Raw genomic sequence first — 16,590 nt, 5'->3', positions numbered from 1 at the left:
AAGTCAATCCCTCTCTGAAAGTATAAATCATCCAATTGCCTAATTAAAAAAACAACTCTATTTTCAGCTATGAACCGATCTTTTTTAACAGGATTCGTTTTAATATAAATGCTTTAAACCTTATTAACACAACAGAGCCGATATTCTTTCCACTGGTCGTATATTGGGTATAGGAATTATCCTGAAATAATTTTATCTTTAAAAACGTACAAATTTGCATTCATGGAATTAGATTTCAGAAAATTACATCCTTCTAAACTATTTGACTTTTCTAAAAAAGAGGAAAGTTTAATTCTGGAAGTTTATGAAAAGTTATTTGAAAATTATGATCTTTCGGTGATAAGGATTGAACAGTCTCCTTATAATGAGTTCAAAACTGATGACGAAAATCCATTGATCGCTCCAAAAATAGTTTACTACATTACAGACAGGTACAAAAAGTTTTCTTTTTATCTGTTTATTGTCAATAAAAAAGGAACAACAGTAAAAGGAGCCCGTACAACCAGTGAATATGACAGTCTGCAAATCTGGGGACTCAAAAAATTAAATGATAATTTTGGGTTTATTACCATCAACAAAAAGAAACTCGCTGATAAGATAGCAGGAATTTTCAGCAGTTTTTCTATTAATTTCAATAAAGATTCGGACTTTAAAGATTTCTATGTTTTGGGAAGTGATCAGTATAAAACCATGTCATTTTTAACCCTTGACAGAAAAAAAACAATCAAAGCATTCCCTGATGACGAGTTTCAACTGACCATTAAAAACAACCTGTTAAGTTTTGGGTTACCTAAAGATCTTTCTGTAAACAACGCTTTAATGACAGCCAACTTTCTCAAAGAAATCTAATTTTACCTTTTTAACTTTGTGCCCTATAAAACAAACCAATGCTGAAAATTTTCTCCCTCCTGCGAAAAGGCCTTAAAAAGTCTTTTGACAACATCCGCAACGAACAGCTGAAGAATAACCTTCTTCAGGCGATTCCTTTCTGGATCGGATCTGTGATCACCGGTTTTTTTGCGGTGATGTATGCCAAGATATTTGCATGGGGAGAGCATCTGCTGAATTTCATGATGAACTGGCACGCCTGGACGATTTTCATTATTGCTCCCATCGGTTTTGTGCTTTCCTGGTGGCTGGTGAAAGAATTCGCACCTTATGCCAAAGGAAGCGGCATTCCACAGGTGATGGCAGCTGTGGAACTGGCCAACCCAAAGGAACACACCAAGATCAGGAGCCTTTTAAGCCTAAAAATCATTGTATTCAAAATCATTTCATCCGTCGTTCTGGTCATCGGAGGTGGCGCTGTGGGACGTGAAGGGCCAACCATCCAGATTGCCGGTTCCGTTTTCAGAAAAGTGAATGAATACCTTCCTCACTGGTGGCCGAAAATATCAAAGAAAAATATGATTATGACCGGGGCAGCAGCAGGACTTGCAGCGGCATTTAATACTCCTTTGGGCGGAATTGCATTTGCGGTGGAAGAATTGTCAAAAACACATATCAATTATTTTAAGACCGCTCTATTTACGGCGGTAATCATTGCAGGTTTAACCGCTCAGACGCTAGCCGGATCTTATCTGTATCTTGGATATCCGAAAACAAATGATGTTTCGTTAATGGTGATGTTTCCTATCATTCTTGTTGCCGGAACTTCAGGAATTCTGGCCAGCCAGCTATCTGTCCTGATGCTTAGAATGAGTGACTGGAAAAAAAGAAAGCTCAAAACTGATAAAGCCAATGTTATTTTTTTGGTGATCTGCGCACTGTTGATTGCTTCCATTGCCTATTTCATCAACAGGGAGATTCTCGGATCAGGAAAGGAAATCATGGAACGGGTCCTTTTTACAAAAGATAAGCACGAAGACTGGTATGTCCCGATTTTAAGAATGCTTGGTCCTGCCCTTTCTTTTACTTCCGGTGGCGCAGGCGGAATTTTCGCTCCCGCTCTGAGTGCCGGCGCCAGCATAGGATCTGTGATCTCCGGTGCCATTCACTTGACCCCCAACGAAACCAATGTGGTTATTCTGGCCGGAATGGTAGCTTTTCTTACAGGAATAACCAGAGCACCTTTTACATCGGCTATTATTGTGCTGGAAATGACGGACAGACATTCATTGATCTTTCATCTGATGCTGGCAGGAATGGTGTCTTCTCTTCTTTCTATTCTGGTGAGCAGGCATTCATTATATGATGTGATTAAGGTCAATTTTCTGGCTGAAATCAGAAGCAAGGAATAGTTTTGCAGTAAGGATCCCAGATTTCAGTCCCGGAGTAATAGATTGATCAGAGTTTATAGTATTCATCATCTATATTCAATATCTCTCATTCTTTGTTCCTTTCTTCTCACCATCCATCACCACTTTATATCTGCTCACAAATATTCACACAACTATTGTATATTACAAATATATTTTCTAATTTTGCACCTCGAAATAATTAACAAATTCATTTAACATTATGAACAATTACGAAACTGTTTTCATTTTAACTCCCGTTCTATCTGATGCTCAGGTAGAGGAAGCAGTGAAAAAATTTGAAGATCTTTTAAAAGAAAAGAACTGTGAAATCGTTGCCAAAGAAAGCTGGGGACTAAAAAAATTAGCGTATCCAATTCAATTGAAAAAGAATGGATTCTACACTTTAATCGAGTTTAAAGGTGAAGGTACTGTAGTTGCTGACCTAGAATTAGCATTCAAACGTGACGAGAGAGTAATTCGTTACCTTACTACAAAACTTGACAAGCACGCTGTTGAGTACGCTGTAACTAGAAGAACTAAAATCAAAGCGGCTAGAGCTTAATTATTAACCCTATTTTTTAAAAAAGACAAGACATGGCAATAGACGAAATGGCTAAACAAGCCTCTGCTGGAGGAGAATCAGAAGTAAAATTCCTTACTCCACTTGATATCAATACAAAATCTGAAAAGAAATATTGTAGATTCAAAAAATACGGAATTAAGCACGTTGATTACAAAGATGCTGATTTCTTATTACAGTTTGTAAACGAGCAAGGTAAGATCTTACCAAGAAGATACACTGGAACTTCTTTAAAATACCAAAGAAAAGTTTCTGCTGCAATCAAAAGAGCAAGACACCTTTCTTTACTACCTTACGTAGCTGACTTATTGAAATAAGACAAAAAAATAAATAAAGGAAGAGGGCAACCTCTTCTTTTGTTGCTGAATAAATAATTTTAATTCTAACGATTTTTAGAGAAAAGACAGAAGATAAAAAGATAAAAGATGTAATGTCTTGGTTCTTGCCTCTTTAGTCTTGGTTCTAAAACTAAAAACGGACAACAACAATGGATATCATCCTAAAAAAAGACGTAGAAAACTTAGGACTTGAGTTTGATACAGTAAGCGTAAAGCCTGGTTATGCAAGAAACTTCTTACTTCCTCAGGGAATTGCACTTTTAGCTACTCCTAAAAACAAAGCAGCTCTTGAAGCTACTTTAGAAGCTAGAAAAGAAGAAGAAGCTAAACTAATCGCTACCGCTAACGGTGTAGTAGATCAGTTAAAGAAAACTTCTATCACGATTCCTGCAAAAGTAGGTTCTGGTGACAAGTTATTCGGATCTATCAACAATTCTGACCTATCTGCTGCTCTTGCTAAAGCTGGAGTTTCTGTAGAGAAGAAATACATCAAAATCCCAGGGAACACTATTAAGAGAACTGGTAAAGTAACTGCAAACATCAGACTACACAGAAATGTTGAGTACAACTTCGAATTTGACGTTGTATCTGACGCTCCGGTAGAAGCTCCTAAACCAGCTGCTCCTAAAGCTAAAGTAGTAGAAGAAACTCCTTCTGAAGAAGCTTAATATCTACAGAGATTTTCTCAAATATATAAACCACTTCGCTTGAAGTGGTTTTTTGCTTTTAATCCTATTTTGAAGCTTCATCCCGCTATCCACTCATACTCCTCACGCCAACACACTCCAGCTTCCAGTTGCGGGGTAACCGTTCCTATCGGGGCTAGAACATTCGTCGCCATCATTACTTTTTGTTATTGCGAGGAGTGTAGCGACGAAGCAATCTCAAAACAAACTTCACACTGCAACTTCTTCACCATTTAATTTGTCATTCCATAGGAATCTAGTCTCCTTTTGTAGAGACTGAGCTATAAAATTATTATTGAGATTGTTTCAGAATAACAAACTTAGTGGAACACCCAATCATTAAGCTAAATTTTCTTGCACTAAGAAATTGCTTCGTCAATGACCCTAAAATACAGTAAAACATCGCACCTCTCTCACTCACCGATTCCCTTTCAGCTTCTGCTGATATTCCGTTGGCGGAACTCCTATTACTTTTTTGAAAATATTACTAAAGGAAGATAAACTGTTATACCCTACCATCATCGCAATCTCATACATATTGTACTTTCCTTCCAGCATGAGCTCCAAAGAACGGGTGATCCTCAACGCCCGCAGAAAACGGACGTAATTCATACCTAAAATCTCTTTAAATTTCCGGGAAAGGGTTCTTGTACTCATTCCAAATTCTTTTGCCGTAGATTCTATGGTAAGAGGCTTTTCAAGGTTGGCATGAATGTACTTGGCAATCTTTAGCAGCGTTTCATCTTTGGGAAACGGATGCTGAACCGGAAAAGCCAGCTTTTTATCTCTTTTTTCAGGAAGAATTCCTTTCAAAGCTTTGAGGAAATAATATTTTGGAAGATCATTTTTTGTGATTTTCCCATCCCAATCTTTTGTATATAAAATCATTTCTCTCAGGAGATGACTCACTGAATAGATGTTAATTTCATCAAAAAAGCCATTTTCATTTTCTTCTTTTTTAAAGTAAAAATTATAAAGATCTACTTTAGGACTGGTTGAAAAAATATAATGAGGGATTCCTGCAGGGATCCACATAAAACATCTTGCCGGAAGATACCAGTGCTTCAAATCGGTAAAAACATGTACTATTCCACCCTCTGCATACACCAGCTGGGCAGAACTGTGATGATGAATCTCTGTGGTCACGTTTCCAGCGAGCACATTATAGACATAAAATTCGGCATCATCTTCCTCTACTGCTTTAAAATGGCTGTCATTCATTAATTAAAGGTAAGAAGAAAATTTCACATTGGCGTAAATGAGCAAATCTTTTTCTGTTTTCACAAATCAGGTCCGATGCTCTCCACCGTAACTTTGCAGCATCAAAATCACTTTAGCAAAAATCCTTTAAATAAATTATGAATATGATATTTAACGCATGCCGATATCAGTGCATGTCGTTGTGCTTACTGCTGACAGGCAGTTTTTTACACTCACAGATGATCGATTACCAGCGTCTCAGTCTTCAACAGGCGATAGAGACTGGTTTAAAAAACAACAAAAACATTCAGATAAGCCATTTAAAACAGCAAATGTCTGTCACCAGGGAAAAAGACCTTGCAATGGAAAAGTTACCTGATATTGAGTTCCATACGAGTTACAATCAGGTCACGAACCTTTTCCAGCATCAAAACGGTTTTTTCAATACGGCCACCAAGTATGACATCATCAACGGAATGTATGATTTTACCCTCTCTGCGTCTATTCCGGTATACATGGGTGGAAAAATTAAAAATACAGAGAAAAAAGCAGCCATTGATACTGAAATTTCGGCATTGAAAACCCATCGCGATGAAAGGCAGCTTAAAATGGAGATCATTACAGCCTTTCTTCAGATCCATCATCTCAAAGAACAACAGAATCTTATTCATGATAAAATGAAGGAAGATTCGATCAATATCAAGCAGGTCAAATCTCTAAAAGCTAATGGAGTGGTCACAATCAATGAAGTATTGAGAACCTCTTTACAGCTATCAAATCATACCATGAGCTGGACAGAACTGGACAATGATATCCAGATTGCGGAACATAAGCTTAAAACCATCCTTTCGCTTCCGGAAAGCCAGGAAATGCATGTGAATACCGAAGATCTCATCTCCGACAGAGCAGAAATTCCTTACATCAGTGAACTGACCGAAACGGCCTTAAATAAGAACGAATCGGTAGAAATGACCCATAAAAACCTATCATTAAAGGTGCTGGACCAGAAGATCATTAAAGCAAATTATTTGCCTAAAATCACAGCAGGTGGAGAATATTTTATAAAATACCCGAATATGATGTTTTTTCCTCCTGAACCTTATGCCTACCGTTTGGGAATGCTGGGGGTGAATCTAACCTATCCTATCGAAAATCTGTATAAAAATAAGTACAAAATGCAGGAAGCCAGAGAAAATATTGATCTGGCAAAACTTCAGATTGAGGAGAACGATGAGAAGGTAAGACATAATGTTTATGAAGCGTACAAAAAGTTTGAAGAAACCGATCAGAAAGTAAAAATCGCAGAAGAAGCTATTGGCCAGGCTAAAGAAAACTATCGTATTGTAAAGACAAAATATGCTAATAAGCTAAGTCTGATCACCGAACTCATCGATGCAGACAATGCTTATCTGGAGGCTGAATCCAATCTTATCTCCGTAAAAATTAACCGACAATTAAAATATTACCAACTCCAGTACACCATTGGCAACTTATAAAAACTATGGCAAAGAAACAACTGACACAAAAAGAAAAAAGAATTAATAAAACGATCACGCTTCTTGCCTGGATCCTCATTATCAGTGGAATTACAGGAATGGTAAGTTTTTATCTTTTTTCAAGAAAAAATGTTACCACCAATGATGCTCAGATCGAACAATATATCACTCCCGTTTCCAGTAAGGTTTCAGGCTTTATTAAAACCATACAGTTTGATGAAAATCAGTTTGTCCACAAAGGAGATACGCTTATTATCATAGACAATCGGGAATTCGTTAATCAGGTTAAAATGGCCGAAGCAGGGCTTCATGCCAATGCTGAAAATATCACCACCATAGAAAGTGGAGTCAACACCAAAGAAAGTGATTCCAAAATTATTGATGCCAAGATTGCTTCAGCGAAAATCGATATATGGAGAACGGAACAGGATTTTAAGAGGTACAAAAACTTGGTTTCTGAAGATGCAGCAACTGAACAGCAGTTTGAAAATGTAAAAGCATCCTATGAGCAGGCAAAAGCTAATCTTTTAGCTTTAGAACAACAGAAAAATGCTGTAAAGGCAGGTGCCAGCGAGCAGCAGACTAAAGTAGCCCCGGTGAAAAGCCAGATCCAGCAAAGCTCTGCAAGCCTGAACAATGCTAAACTTTTCCTTTCCTATACTGTGATCACGGCTCCTTATGACGGCTGGGTAGGTAAGAAAACCATTCAGGAAGGGCAGCTGATCAAGGAAGGTCAGGCTCTTGTACAAATGGTAAGCAAAGAAAAATGGATTATTGCCAACTATAAGGAAACACAACTTGGACAGATTGATCCGAAACAGGAAGTAACCATCACCGCAGACGCTTATCCTGACATTGAATTTAAAGGAAAGGTGGTTTCCGTATCGCCTGCATCAGGTTCACAGTTTTCACTGGTAAAACCCGACAATGCTACAGGAAATTTTGTTAAGATTGAGCAGAGATTTCCGGTAAAAATTATCCTTGATAACAATCAAAATAACGAAAAGCTTCTTTCCGGAATGAATGTTCTGGTAAGTGCGAAAAAAATATAGTGATTTTGTGTGAGTGTTAGAGAATGTGAGGGTGTGTGAATTATTAAAACAGTTGAGTAGGAATGCAGAAGAATACTTTAATAATGATCACACCAGCACATTTTTAAAAGAATACATGATCATAGTCAGTACATAGTCAGATTAGATTTTTTTTAGCGGAAAGGCAGAACTGCAGTGACAGGCTACTGATGATTCATTAGCATTTGTCATTTACCTTTTACTTTTTTTACAACCTGCTCTTTTGTCTTTCCGTTTTTTTTCATTATAAAAGATCTTCAGGCCTATCAATACATCTGTACATTACTTAATCCCAATTAATTATACCAATACATCCTCATGCAACATAATACCGTGTATCATCAATGGGTTCCCCAATGGCTGAAACTGCCACTCCTGGTACTCGCCTTATTTCCCCATCTGATGCTGTTATCTATTTTACATTCCAACAGTGCTTTTACGTCTTCTTTTATGGATGTAGACTCAGATGACATTCAGTATTTAATGATTTTGATGTACGGAACATTTGTAGTCACCCTTTTGGTTTTGCAGCGGTTTATGGCTTATTTCAGTGTGAAATATTATATCCTTCTCATGTCTTCGATTTCGGTCATTATTCTTTATGTATTATCTGTCACCAATAATTATCAGGTCATTCTGGTGATAAGGTTTCTGGAAGGAATCTTCGGATTGATGGAAGGCGCCATCTTTCTTCCGCTTATCATTGCTGAATTAAAAACGAAACACGCCAAGGTTATCGCCTATCTATTTATGTATACTATTATGCTTACGGGAGGAACGGTGACAACTTCTTTACTGAAATCAAGCATTGAGAATTATAATTTTCAGCATATGATCCTGATGATGGTTTATTTTCACATTTTTGTCCTGATTATTGGCATCGCTCTTTTCAATACCAACAGATTTTTCCCTAAAATGCCTCTTTATCAGCTCGATATTACCAGTTGGTTTCTGTTGTGGGCATGTCTGCAGTCCGGAGGATATGCAATTATTTACGGTAAAAGACTGATGTGGTTTGAGTCTGATACGATTACCCTGTGTATTTTTATATTTCTGCTTTCAGGAGGATTATTTATGCTCAAACAAAGGAATTCCAAAAGACCGATCTTTCATTTTGAAGTTTTCAGTTCAAAGAATGTTATTGCAGGAATGATTCTTTTTTTCATTTTTTACCTGATCCGTTCCGGGCTGAATAATGTGTACAGCATTATGGCTACGGTCTGGAAATGGCCATGGGATTATATTGTTAATATTCAATACTGGAATGTAGCAGGAACTTTATTGGGGGTAATTTTATCAGGAATATGCCTGATGCGGGGAATTTCTTCAAGAATTGTTTTCTTTACCGGATTTCTGCTTCTGGCCGTGGATTGCGCATGGTTTACCTATACTTTTTATCCTGACACTACCCTTTCAACGATCTGTCCGCCTCTATTCCTGCAGGGAATTGCCCAGGGATTACTGTTCACCCCGTTGGTTTTCTTCCTGATTTCTGGAATGCCGGAGCAATATGTAGCTAATGCAACCGCTTTAGGAACAACAACCCGTTTCTGGACCACCGCCATTGGGTATGCTCTGATGCAGAATCTGATGCTCTTTTTAACGTTAAAACATTCTGATACTTTAAGTTTCAATTTAACCGATACGAATCCTGTCTTCTACAGCAAGTGGAGCCAGCTGTTTGGCGCCAATCTGTCTAAACTTCCTGTTAATGAGTCTTTATCTATGACTGCCGGAACATTTAAAGCCAAAATAACAGCGCAATCCATCCTTCTTTCCAATATGGAAATTTTTACCGGACTTTTCTGGCTGGCTTTGGTTACTGCATTCGCTTTATTGCTTTATCATCCTGTAAAAATTGCGGTGAGAAATATTATGTGATTTTTAGGCCGAAAATTTGCTATAATTAAGGAAATTTGATTTTATGGAAATTCAGGAAATCGTATCGAATCAGAAAGCCTTTTTCAAAACCCAGCAAACGAAGAACATCAAGTTCAGAAAAATGTATCTTGAAAAACTTCGGGATATCGTTATCAAAAATGAAGACCTTTTGTATGAGGCCATCCATAAGGATTTCGGAAAGTCAAGGTTTGACACTTTTACCACGGAACTGTCCTTTGTTCTGAATGATATTGATTATTATCTGAAGAATGTAAGTTCGTTTTCAAAACCTAAAAGAGTGACAACCAATCTGTCTAACCAGATCGGGAAAAGCAGTATTCATCCTGAACCTTTAGGCTGTGTTCTGGTTATCGGTGCCTGGAATTACCCCTATCAATTATCGCTCTCTCCTATGATTGCTGCCTTAGCTGCGGGAAACTGCTGTATTTTAAAGCCGAGTGAAATAGCCGAAAATACAATGAAAGTGATGGCTCAACTCATCAATGAAAACTTTCCTCCTGAATATCTGTATGTTTATGAGGGCGGAATTGATGAAACCACCGCACTTTTACAACTGAAATTTGATAAAATATTCTTTACAGGAAGCACAAAAGTAGGAAAGATTGTATATAAGGCTGCCGCAGAGCATTTAACGCCCGTTGTCCTTGAATTGGGCGGAAAATCGCCTGCCATCGTCACCAAAGATGCCGATCTTGAAGTCGCAGCCAAAAGAATTGTATGGGGTAAATTTCTCAATGCCGGACAAACCTGTGTAGCTCCCGATTATCTGCTTGTAGAAGAATCTATCCATGAACAGTTTCTGGAAATGCTCAGAAAACAGATCACAGAATTTCAATACGGGCCGGATGCTGAGCAGTATACAAGAATTATCAACAGGAGAAATTTTGATCGTTTGGTGAAGCTTATCGATAAAGACCAACTCTATTTTGGAGGAAATTCAGATGAAAGAAAATTATATATAGAACCGACCCTTTTAAATAACGTCAACTGGGAAGATGAAGTGATGCAGGAAGAGATTTTTGGTCCTTTACTTCCTGTTATAAGTTTTAATAGTTTCAACCTTGTTCTCAACACGATTCTGGATCTTGAAAAACCACTCGCAGCCTATCTCTTTACTCAAAATTCTGAGGAAAAAGATGCCTTTACCGCTAAGCTTTCTTTTGGTGGAGGCTGTATCAATGATGTGATCATGCATTTAGGCAATGACAGACTGCCTTTTGGAGGCGTTGGGAACTCAGGAATCGGAAATTACCATGGAAAATTTGGTTTCGAAGCTTTTTCTCATCAGAAATCTGTTCTTGAAAAGGCAACCTGGGGCGAACCTAGCATTAAGTATCCTCCCTACTCTGACAAGAAATTAAACTGGATCAGAAAATTATTATAAAAAAACCGGGAAAATTTCCCGGTTATATTTTATGATTTAGGTGCCCATTGAGTAAAGAATTCCTGTACTTTTTCTTTACTGTACCCTTTTCCTTCTTCAAGCACTGAACTGTCCTTTAGGACATGAACCACTTTGCCGTTTTTATCTAAAACAATGAAAAACGGATAACCCAGCTTTTCTTTGATATCAACATATTGGCTAAAAACCTTTTCATTTTTATTTTCAGGTGAATAATTCAGGTGATAATATAAATAATTCTTGTCCGCTGTTTCTTTTAATTCTGGAGTATTCTGCACAAATTTATTAAAACGGAGACACCAGATACACCAGTTTCCACCAGCCTGGATTATAATATTTTTACCTTCTTTTTTAGCTTTAGCCACTAATTTTTTGATATCAGCCTCTGCATTTGCTTTCGGGTCGTAAGGCTTGGGAAGTTTTGCCTTTTCTTCACCTGCTTTCTTCTTCGCATCCAGTTCTGCATGATCCGCTTTCACCAGAAGCGCATGATCCTGCTTTCTTTCTGGCGGCTGATTTTTGGTATCCTGTGAAAAAGCAATGACACTTAATCCCAGAAAGGCTATGATCGACAATTTTTTCATAACATAAAAATAAAAAAAATATTACTTATTACAAGCAAAAATAGAACCATAATTTTATTATCACTAAATTTGCATGTTTTATGAATTTCTTAATCAAAATATTATATTTAATTTCTAAACTTCCGCTTAAAGTATTGTATATTTTTTCGGACGTTATGTTCTTTCTAAATTATTATTTGGTAGGATACAGAAAAAAAGTGATCACTCAAAATTTACGAAAATCTTTTCCTGACAAGTCAGAAGAAGAAATTGCCGTGATAAGAAAGAAGTTTTATGAAAATTTCTCAGATTATCTGGTAGAAACCATCAAATCTTTCAGTATTTCCGAAACGGAGTCCAGAGTAAGAATGCAACACATCAACCAGGAAGTGTTTCATGAAGCCAAAGCCGAGGGCAAAAATATCATCATGCTTGCCGGACACGTCTTTAACTGGGAATGGATCAATGCCCTGGCGAGAATCATTCCGCAAAAACACTGCCATCCGGTCTACAGAAAGGTAAACAGCGATTTCTGGGAAAACCAGATGAAGAAAGTCAGAAACAAATTTGGAAACGAAGCGCTGGAGGCTAATGAAGTGATCATGAATATCTTCAGATCTAAAAATGATGGTGAATCGGCGTATATGTTTGTGGCCGATCAAACGCCGCATGTTGCCCATGTCAACTACGGATTAGAATTTTTGCATCAGAAAACCCCAGCTTTTATCGGCTATGATAAACTGGCCACCAGAATGGACCTTGCCTTTATTTATTGCGAAATGAAAAAGGTAAAACGAGGCTATTATCAGGTCAATTATCACAGAATCTATCCTGACGGTGAAAAGTTTACAGAGCATGAAGTGGTAAGAAAATTCCATAAACTTCTTGAAAATACACTGCACAAGCATCCTGACAACTATTTATGGTCACACAGAAAATGGAAATACCAGGACTCGATTAAAACGTTTGATTCCGAAAAAATATAATTCTGATGCCTACCAATTTAGCAGTTGCCATTTTAAACTGGAACGGTAAGAACTGGCTTGAAAAATTTCTTCCAGATGTTGTCCGTTTTTCTCAGAATGCTGACATTTATGTCATTGATAATCTTTCAACTGATGATTCTATAGATTTTATAGAGCGTCAGTTTCCTACTGTAAAAATCATCAGAAACGATAAAAACTATGGTTTTGCAGGAGGATACAATGAGGGTTTAAAAGAAATAAAGAATGAATATTACTGTCTCCTCAATTCTGATGTAGAAGTCACGGAAAACTGGATCAATCCCGTTATGGATCTTTTTGAAAAAGACGCCTCCATAGCCGCTGTTCAGCCTAAAATCTTATCGTTTAATAATAAGAATTATTTTGAATTTGCTGGTGCTGCCGGTGGTCTGATAGACAATCTGGGCTACCCGTACTGCCGCGGACGTATTTTTGACAGTCTTGAGGAAGATAAAGGACAGTATGATGACGAAAAAGAAATTTTCTGGGCTTCGGGCTGTTGCTTTTTTATCCGTTCCAAGGATTTCTGGGCACAAAAGGGTTTCGATGAGAGATTTTTTGCCCATCAGGAAGAGATTGATCTTTGCTGGAGACTGATTAACTCGGGAAAGAAAATCTTCTACACCGGAAAGTCCAAAGTCTATCATGTAGGTGGAGGAACGTTGAACAAGCAGAGCGCTCAGAAGACTTATCTCAATATGCGAAACAATCTTTCTATGATGGTGAAAAATCTTCCTTTTCCCCAACTGATCGGCATCATCTCTTTAAGGCTTGTTTTAGATGGATTTGCGGGAGTTTATTTCGGGCTGAAAAATGGTTTTGCCCATTTCTGGGCTGTTTTAAGAGCGCATTTTGGATTTTACGGACAGCTTCCGGGAACTTGGAAACTTCGTCAGAAAAATCAGAAAGATGATTTCTATCAATCGAAGTGGCTTATTTTTAAACATTTTTTAGGAGGAAAATAAAAGTTAAGCCTATAAGGGATTCTGTTTTTATTGAGAATCAAAATTTTAATTTCATGAAGACTTTTTCTAGCGCTGTTTTTTTAAATATCCCATATTTTAGCTTAGTAAAGAGTCGGATTGTTTAGCATTTCAAAATCATTTGATTTCAGAAAAAATTTATATCTTACACGTTAATAATTTTTAGCACCAGCCGACCTATTAAACGTCAAATCATCGATTCCAGTTTATTATAAAGCAGTATCAGCTACTTATCATTCATAATTTTAAACCCATCACTCATTAAAATGGATTTTTGCGCAATAGATTTTGAAACAGCCACTCACGAAAAAAATTCGGCGTGCGAAATGGGCATTTGTGTTGTTCAGGATTCCAAAATCGTTGAAACCAGAACCTGGCTTATCAAACCTCCGAGCTTTCCTTATTTCAGCAGATTCAATATTGATGTTCATGGGATAAAACCTGAAGATGTAAAAGATGCGCCTACCTTTGATGAGATCTGGTATGAAGCTGAAAAAATGATGTACGGATCGCTAATGATTGCCCATAATGCAAGTTTTGACGCAGGTGTTTTAAGGGGCTGCTTCGATCATTATGGAATGTTCACCCCAAAACTGAATTACCTATGCAGTATTCAGCTGGCCAAAAAATCATGGAACTATCTTCCTAAATACGGTTTGAAACATCTGGCAGAACATCATCAGATCAGTCTGAATCATCACCGTGCAGGCGATGACGCTGAAGCTTGTGCAAAAATAGCCCTGTTGGCTTTTGAAAAGCTAATCATCACTCAAAATGAAGAAATACATGGCTCTTTTCTAAATAAATACGTAAAAAAACTATAACTAAAAACTTAAAAAACTTTTACTTCCGGCTGCTTTTATAGTCGGCAATCTAATCTTTGCAAAAAAGCTCAGAACTTACTTATGAAAGTGTTTTTTAGGAACAAAAGAATTAGTATCAGGAAATCATTCAGCCATAAAAGTGTATCCTAATCCGGTTAAGGAAGGTTTTATTGAGATTAAAGGTCTTGATGATATACAATGGACTAATATTTACAGTTCTGAAGGAAGACTCCTCCAGTACAATTCTTCTGATTTAAAATAGATGTTTCCTGTCTTTCAAAAGGAGCCTATTTTCTGGAAGTCAAATCTTCGAAGGGCATAAGCGGACACCGATTTATCAGGGAATAATCCATACAAATTTGTGGAAAGGCAAATCTGCTTTTAAAAAGTAAAAGCATGATGCTGGAAAAAGGGAGCTCATGAGATGAGAAAAGACAATCTAAATTAAGTTTTCTTTTTTATGCATAAAACTGTCAGATATTAAATAGTAAAGGACAGCTTCCTTCTTCTAACATCATTAAATCCTATTTTTCCACTTCTGATTCAGGCTAATTGCTTAAAACTTCAGACAACAGATTAAACTTCGGGATTTCTATCTCAAAAGTTTCCTGAGTATCCATGTTTTTAACAAGGTATTTGCCGCTCATATTTCCTACGCCGGACCGAAGCATAACATTGGAGAAATAAGCGAAATTTTCGCTTACCGGAATCTCCGGTGTCAATCCTATCACTCCATCGCCTATAATCTCAGTATATCCAAAGCCTACGTCGAAGATCAGCCATTTTCTTTTAATTACTTTAATCGGAAAACTACCGTCGTTTTCTATCGTAATATTATACTTGAAGACGTAACGGTTTTCAGATGGATAACTGTTTTTACTATCATATTCAGGTATTACTGAAACTTTGATATTGGAAGTCATTTTTGAGAACATCATCTTAGTATTTTCTTAACAAATACAAAAATCTCGCCTTTTTTAAGGCGAGATCGTAAGTTATATTATAATTTTATTAAAATCTATAATCCAAGGCCTTTTCTTTCGTCACCTCCCATTAATATTTCAACAGGATTGTCGATACCTTCTTTTACCGCTACAAGGAATCCTACAGACTCTTTTCCGTCGATAATTCTGTGGTCATAAGACATTGCTACATACATCATTGGTCTGATTACAACTTGTCCGTCAACAGCTACCGGTCTCTGGATGATATTGTGCATTCCAAGGATAGCAGATTGTGGCGGGTTGATGATAGGGGTAGATAACATCGATCCAAAAGTACCACCGTTTGTAATCGTAAATGTGCCTCCGGTCATTTCATCAACTGTAATTTTACCGTCTCTTACTTTGGTAGCAAGATCTTTGATGTTAGCTTCTACTCCGCTGAAAGACATGTTTTCTGCATTTCTCAATACAGGAACCATTAATCCTTTAGGACCTGAAACCGCAATTGAAATATCGCAGAAATCATAATTGATTTTAAAATCTCCGTCGATGGATGCATTCACATCAGGATACATTTGTAATGCTCTAGTAACCGCTTTTGTAAAGAAAGACATAAATCCTAGTCCTACTCCATGTTTCTGAGCAAATTCTTCTTTATATAATTTTCTTAATCTGAAGATTTCAGACATATCCACTTCGTTGAAAGTGGTCAGCATCGCTGTTTCGTTCTTTACAGAAACCAATCTTGAAGCGATTTTTCTTCTTAGAACTGAAAGTTTAGTCGTCGTCGTTGTACGAGCACCCGTTGCAGTAGAAGGAGTTCCTCCTAAAGCAGGAACTGCAGCCAATTCTGCATCTGTTTTAGTGATTCTTCCGTCTCTTCCGCTTCCTGAAACCTGTCCTGACTGAATTCCTTTCTCGTCAAGGATTTTTTTAGCTGCAGGAGATGGAGCTCCCGTTGCATAAGTTTGTGGAGCAGATACCGGAGCCGCTGGTTTTGGCGCTTCCTGTTTAGCAGGTTCAGCAGCTTTCGGAGCTTCTTCCTGTTTTGGAGCTTCAGCAGCAGGAGCACTTCCGCCTGCAGGTTTAGCAGCATCCACATCAATTAAACAAACTACCTGACCAACCTGTACTACATCACCCTCTTCTGCTTTTAATGTAATGACACCGCTTTGTTCCGCTGGCAATTCAAGAGTTGCTTTATCTGAGTCTACTTCTGCGATGGGCTGATCTTTTTCTACGTAATCACCATCTTTCACAAGCCAAGTTGCAATTTCAACTTCTGTAATGGATTCTCCCGGTGAAGGAACTTTCATTTCTAAAACTGACATATTGAGTATTTTTTATTTTTTAATTGG

General features: G+C 37.5%; 16 protein-coding genes. 12 read left to right on the top strand and 4 right to left on the bottom strand.

The window, feature by feature from the left end; all coding sequences use genetic code 11:
• The first annotated feature begins 222 nt into the window (after window positions 1–222).
• The 5 genes from BUC06_RS21250 to rplI all read left to right on the top strand — a co-directional run bounded on the left by BUC06_RS21250 (window position 223) and on the right by rplI (window position 3,826).
• Window positions 223–849, top strand: a complete 627-nt coding sequence (locus BUC06_RS21250) for a hypothetical protein (RefSeq protein ID WP_073336307.1) — start codon at window positions 223–225, stop codon at window positions 847–849.
• A gap of 38 nt (window positions 850–887) precedes the next feature.
• Window positions 888–2,240: a chloride channel protein gene (locus BUC06_RS21245; RefSeq protein ID WP_073336305.1), complete on the top strand. Its 1,353-nt coding sequence runs from the start codon at window positions 888–890 to the stop codon at window positions 2,238–2,240.
• A 220-nt stretch (window positions 2,241–2,460) separates the two neighbouring features.
• Window positions 2,461–2,802 carry a 30S ribosomal protein S6 gene (gene rpsF / locus BUC06_RS21240; protein ID WP_073336304.1) on the top strand — a complete coding sequence of 114 codons (342 nt, stop codon included), beginning with the start codon at window positions 2,461–2,463 and terminating at the stop codon, window positions 2,800–2,802.
• Between the two features lie 32 nt (window positions 2,803–2,834).
• On the top strand, window positions 2,835–3,137 hold the full coding sequence (rpsR, locus tag BUC06_RS21235; protein WP_034706728.1) for a 30S ribosomal protein S18: 303 nt from the start codon (window positions 2,835–2,837) through the stop codon (window positions 3,135–3,137).
• Between the two features lie 170 nt (window positions 3,138–3,307).
• Complete coding sequence (gene rplI / locus BUC06_RS21230) at window positions 3,308–3,826, top strand: 50S ribosomal protein L9 (protein ID WP_073336303.1); 519 nt, start codon at window positions 3,308–3,310, stop codon at window positions 3,824–3,826.
• A gap of 435 nt (window positions 3,827–4,261) precedes the next feature.
• Here rplI and BUC06_RS21225 read toward each other — a convergent pair whose 3' ends face one another.
• Window positions 4,262–5,065, bottom strand: a complete 804-nt coding sequence (locus BUC06_RS21225) for a helix-turn-helix domain-containing protein (protein WP_073336302.1) — start codon at window positions 5,063–5,065, stop codon at window positions 4,262–4,264.
• Window positions 5,066–5,202: 137 nt separating this feature from the next.
• On the opposite strand from BUC06_RS21225, the gene BUC06_RS21220 reads away from it, so the two are divergent.
• The 4 genes from BUC06_RS21220 (at window position 5,203) to BUC06_RS21205 (ending at window position 10,896) form a co-directional block, all read left to right on the top strand.
• Window positions 5,203–6,540 (top strand): TolC family protein, encoded by a 1,338-nt coding sequence (locus BUC06_RS21220; RefSeq protein WP_394363688.1) that lies wholly within the window; start codon window positions 5,203–5,205, stop codon window positions 6,538–6,540.
• Window positions 6,541–6,545: 5 nt separating this feature from the next.
• Window positions 6,546–7,592 carry an HlyD family secretion protein gene (locus BUC06_RS21215; protein ID WP_073336300.1) on the top strand — a complete coding sequence of 349 codons (1,047 nt, stop codon included), beginning with the start codon at window positions 6,546–6,548 and terminating at the stop codon, window positions 7,590–7,592.
• Between the two features lie 336 nt (window positions 7,593–7,928).
• Window positions 7,929–9,491, top strand: a complete 1,563-nt coding sequence (locus BUC06_RS21210) for an MFS transporter (RefSeq protein ID WP_139263418.1) — start codon at window positions 7,929–7,931, stop codon at window positions 9,489–9,491.
• A gap of 43 nt (window positions 9,492–9,534) precedes the next feature.
• On the top strand, window positions 9,535–10,896 hold the full coding sequence (locus BUC06_RS21205) for an aldehyde dehydrogenase (RefSeq protein ID WP_073336297.1): 1,362 nt from the start codon (window positions 9,535–9,537) through the stop codon (window positions 10,894–10,896).
• Between the two features lie 29 nt (window positions 10,897–10,925).
• On the opposite strand, the gene BUC06_RS21200 is transcribed toward BUC06_RS21205, so the two are convergent.
• Window positions 10,926–11,498 carry a thioredoxin family protein gene (locus BUC06_RS21200; protein ID WP_073336295.1) on the bottom strand — a complete coding sequence of 191 codons (573 nt, stop codon included), beginning with the start codon at window positions 11,496–11,498 and terminating at the stop codon, window positions 10,926–10,928.
• Window positions 11,499–11,578: 80 nt separating this feature from the next.
• On the opposite strand from BUC06_RS21200, the gene BUC06_RS21195 reads away from it, so the two are divergent.
• From BUC06_RS21195 to BUC06_RS21185, 3 genes are all read left to right on the top strand, one after another.
• Window positions 11,579–12,463: a lysophospholipid acyltransferase family protein gene (locus tag BUC06_RS21195; protein WP_073336293.1), complete on the top strand. Its 885-nt coding sequence runs from the start codon at window positions 11,579–11,581 to the stop codon at window positions 12,461–12,463.
• Between the two features lie 5 nt (window positions 12,464–12,468).
• Window positions 12,469–13,446 (top strand): glycosyltransferase family 2 protein, encoded by a 978-nt coding sequence (locus BUC06_RS21190; protein WP_073336291.1) that lies wholly within the window; start codon window positions 12,469–12,471, stop codon window positions 13,444–13,446.
• Between the two features lie 284 nt (window positions 13,447–13,730).
• Window positions 13,731–14,288 carry a 3'-5' exonuclease gene (locus BUC06_RS21185; protein ID WP_073336289.1) on the top strand — a complete coding sequence of 186 codons (558 nt, stop codon included), beginning with the start codon at window positions 13,731–13,733 and terminating at the stop codon, window positions 14,286–14,288.
• A gap of 548 nt (window positions 14,289–14,836) precedes the next feature.
• Here the strand turns inward: BUC06_RS21185 and apaG are convergent.
• Window positions 14,837–15,226 carry a Co2+/Mg2+ efflux protein ApaG gene (gene apaG, locus BUC06_RS21180; protein ID WP_073336287.1) on the bottom strand — a complete coding sequence of 130 codons (390 nt, stop codon included), beginning with the start codon at window positions 15,224–15,226 and terminating at the stop codon, window positions 14,837–14,839.
• Between the two features lie 80 nt (window positions 15,227–15,306).
• The gene (gene odhB / locus BUC06_RS21175; RefSeq protein ID WP_073336286.1) at window positions 15,307–16,563 is read right to left on the bottom strand and encodes a 2-oxoglutarate dehydrogenase complex dihydrolipoyllysine-residue succinyltransferase; all 1,257 of its coding nucleotides are present in this window, start codon (window positions 16,561–16,563) and stop codon (window positions 15,307–15,309) included.
• Between the last annotated feature and the right edge of the window lie 27 nt (window positions 16,564–16,590).

The organism is Chryseobacterium carnipullorum (assembly GCF_900142785.1).
In the GTDB taxonomy this organism is placed as follows: domain Bacteria; phylum Bacteroidota; class Bacteroidia; order Flavobacteriales; family Weeksellaceae; genus Chryseobacterium; species Chryseobacterium carnipullorum.
Note: the sequence above shows the minus strand (reverse complement) of the source record. Positions and strands in the feature narration are given on the sequence as shown.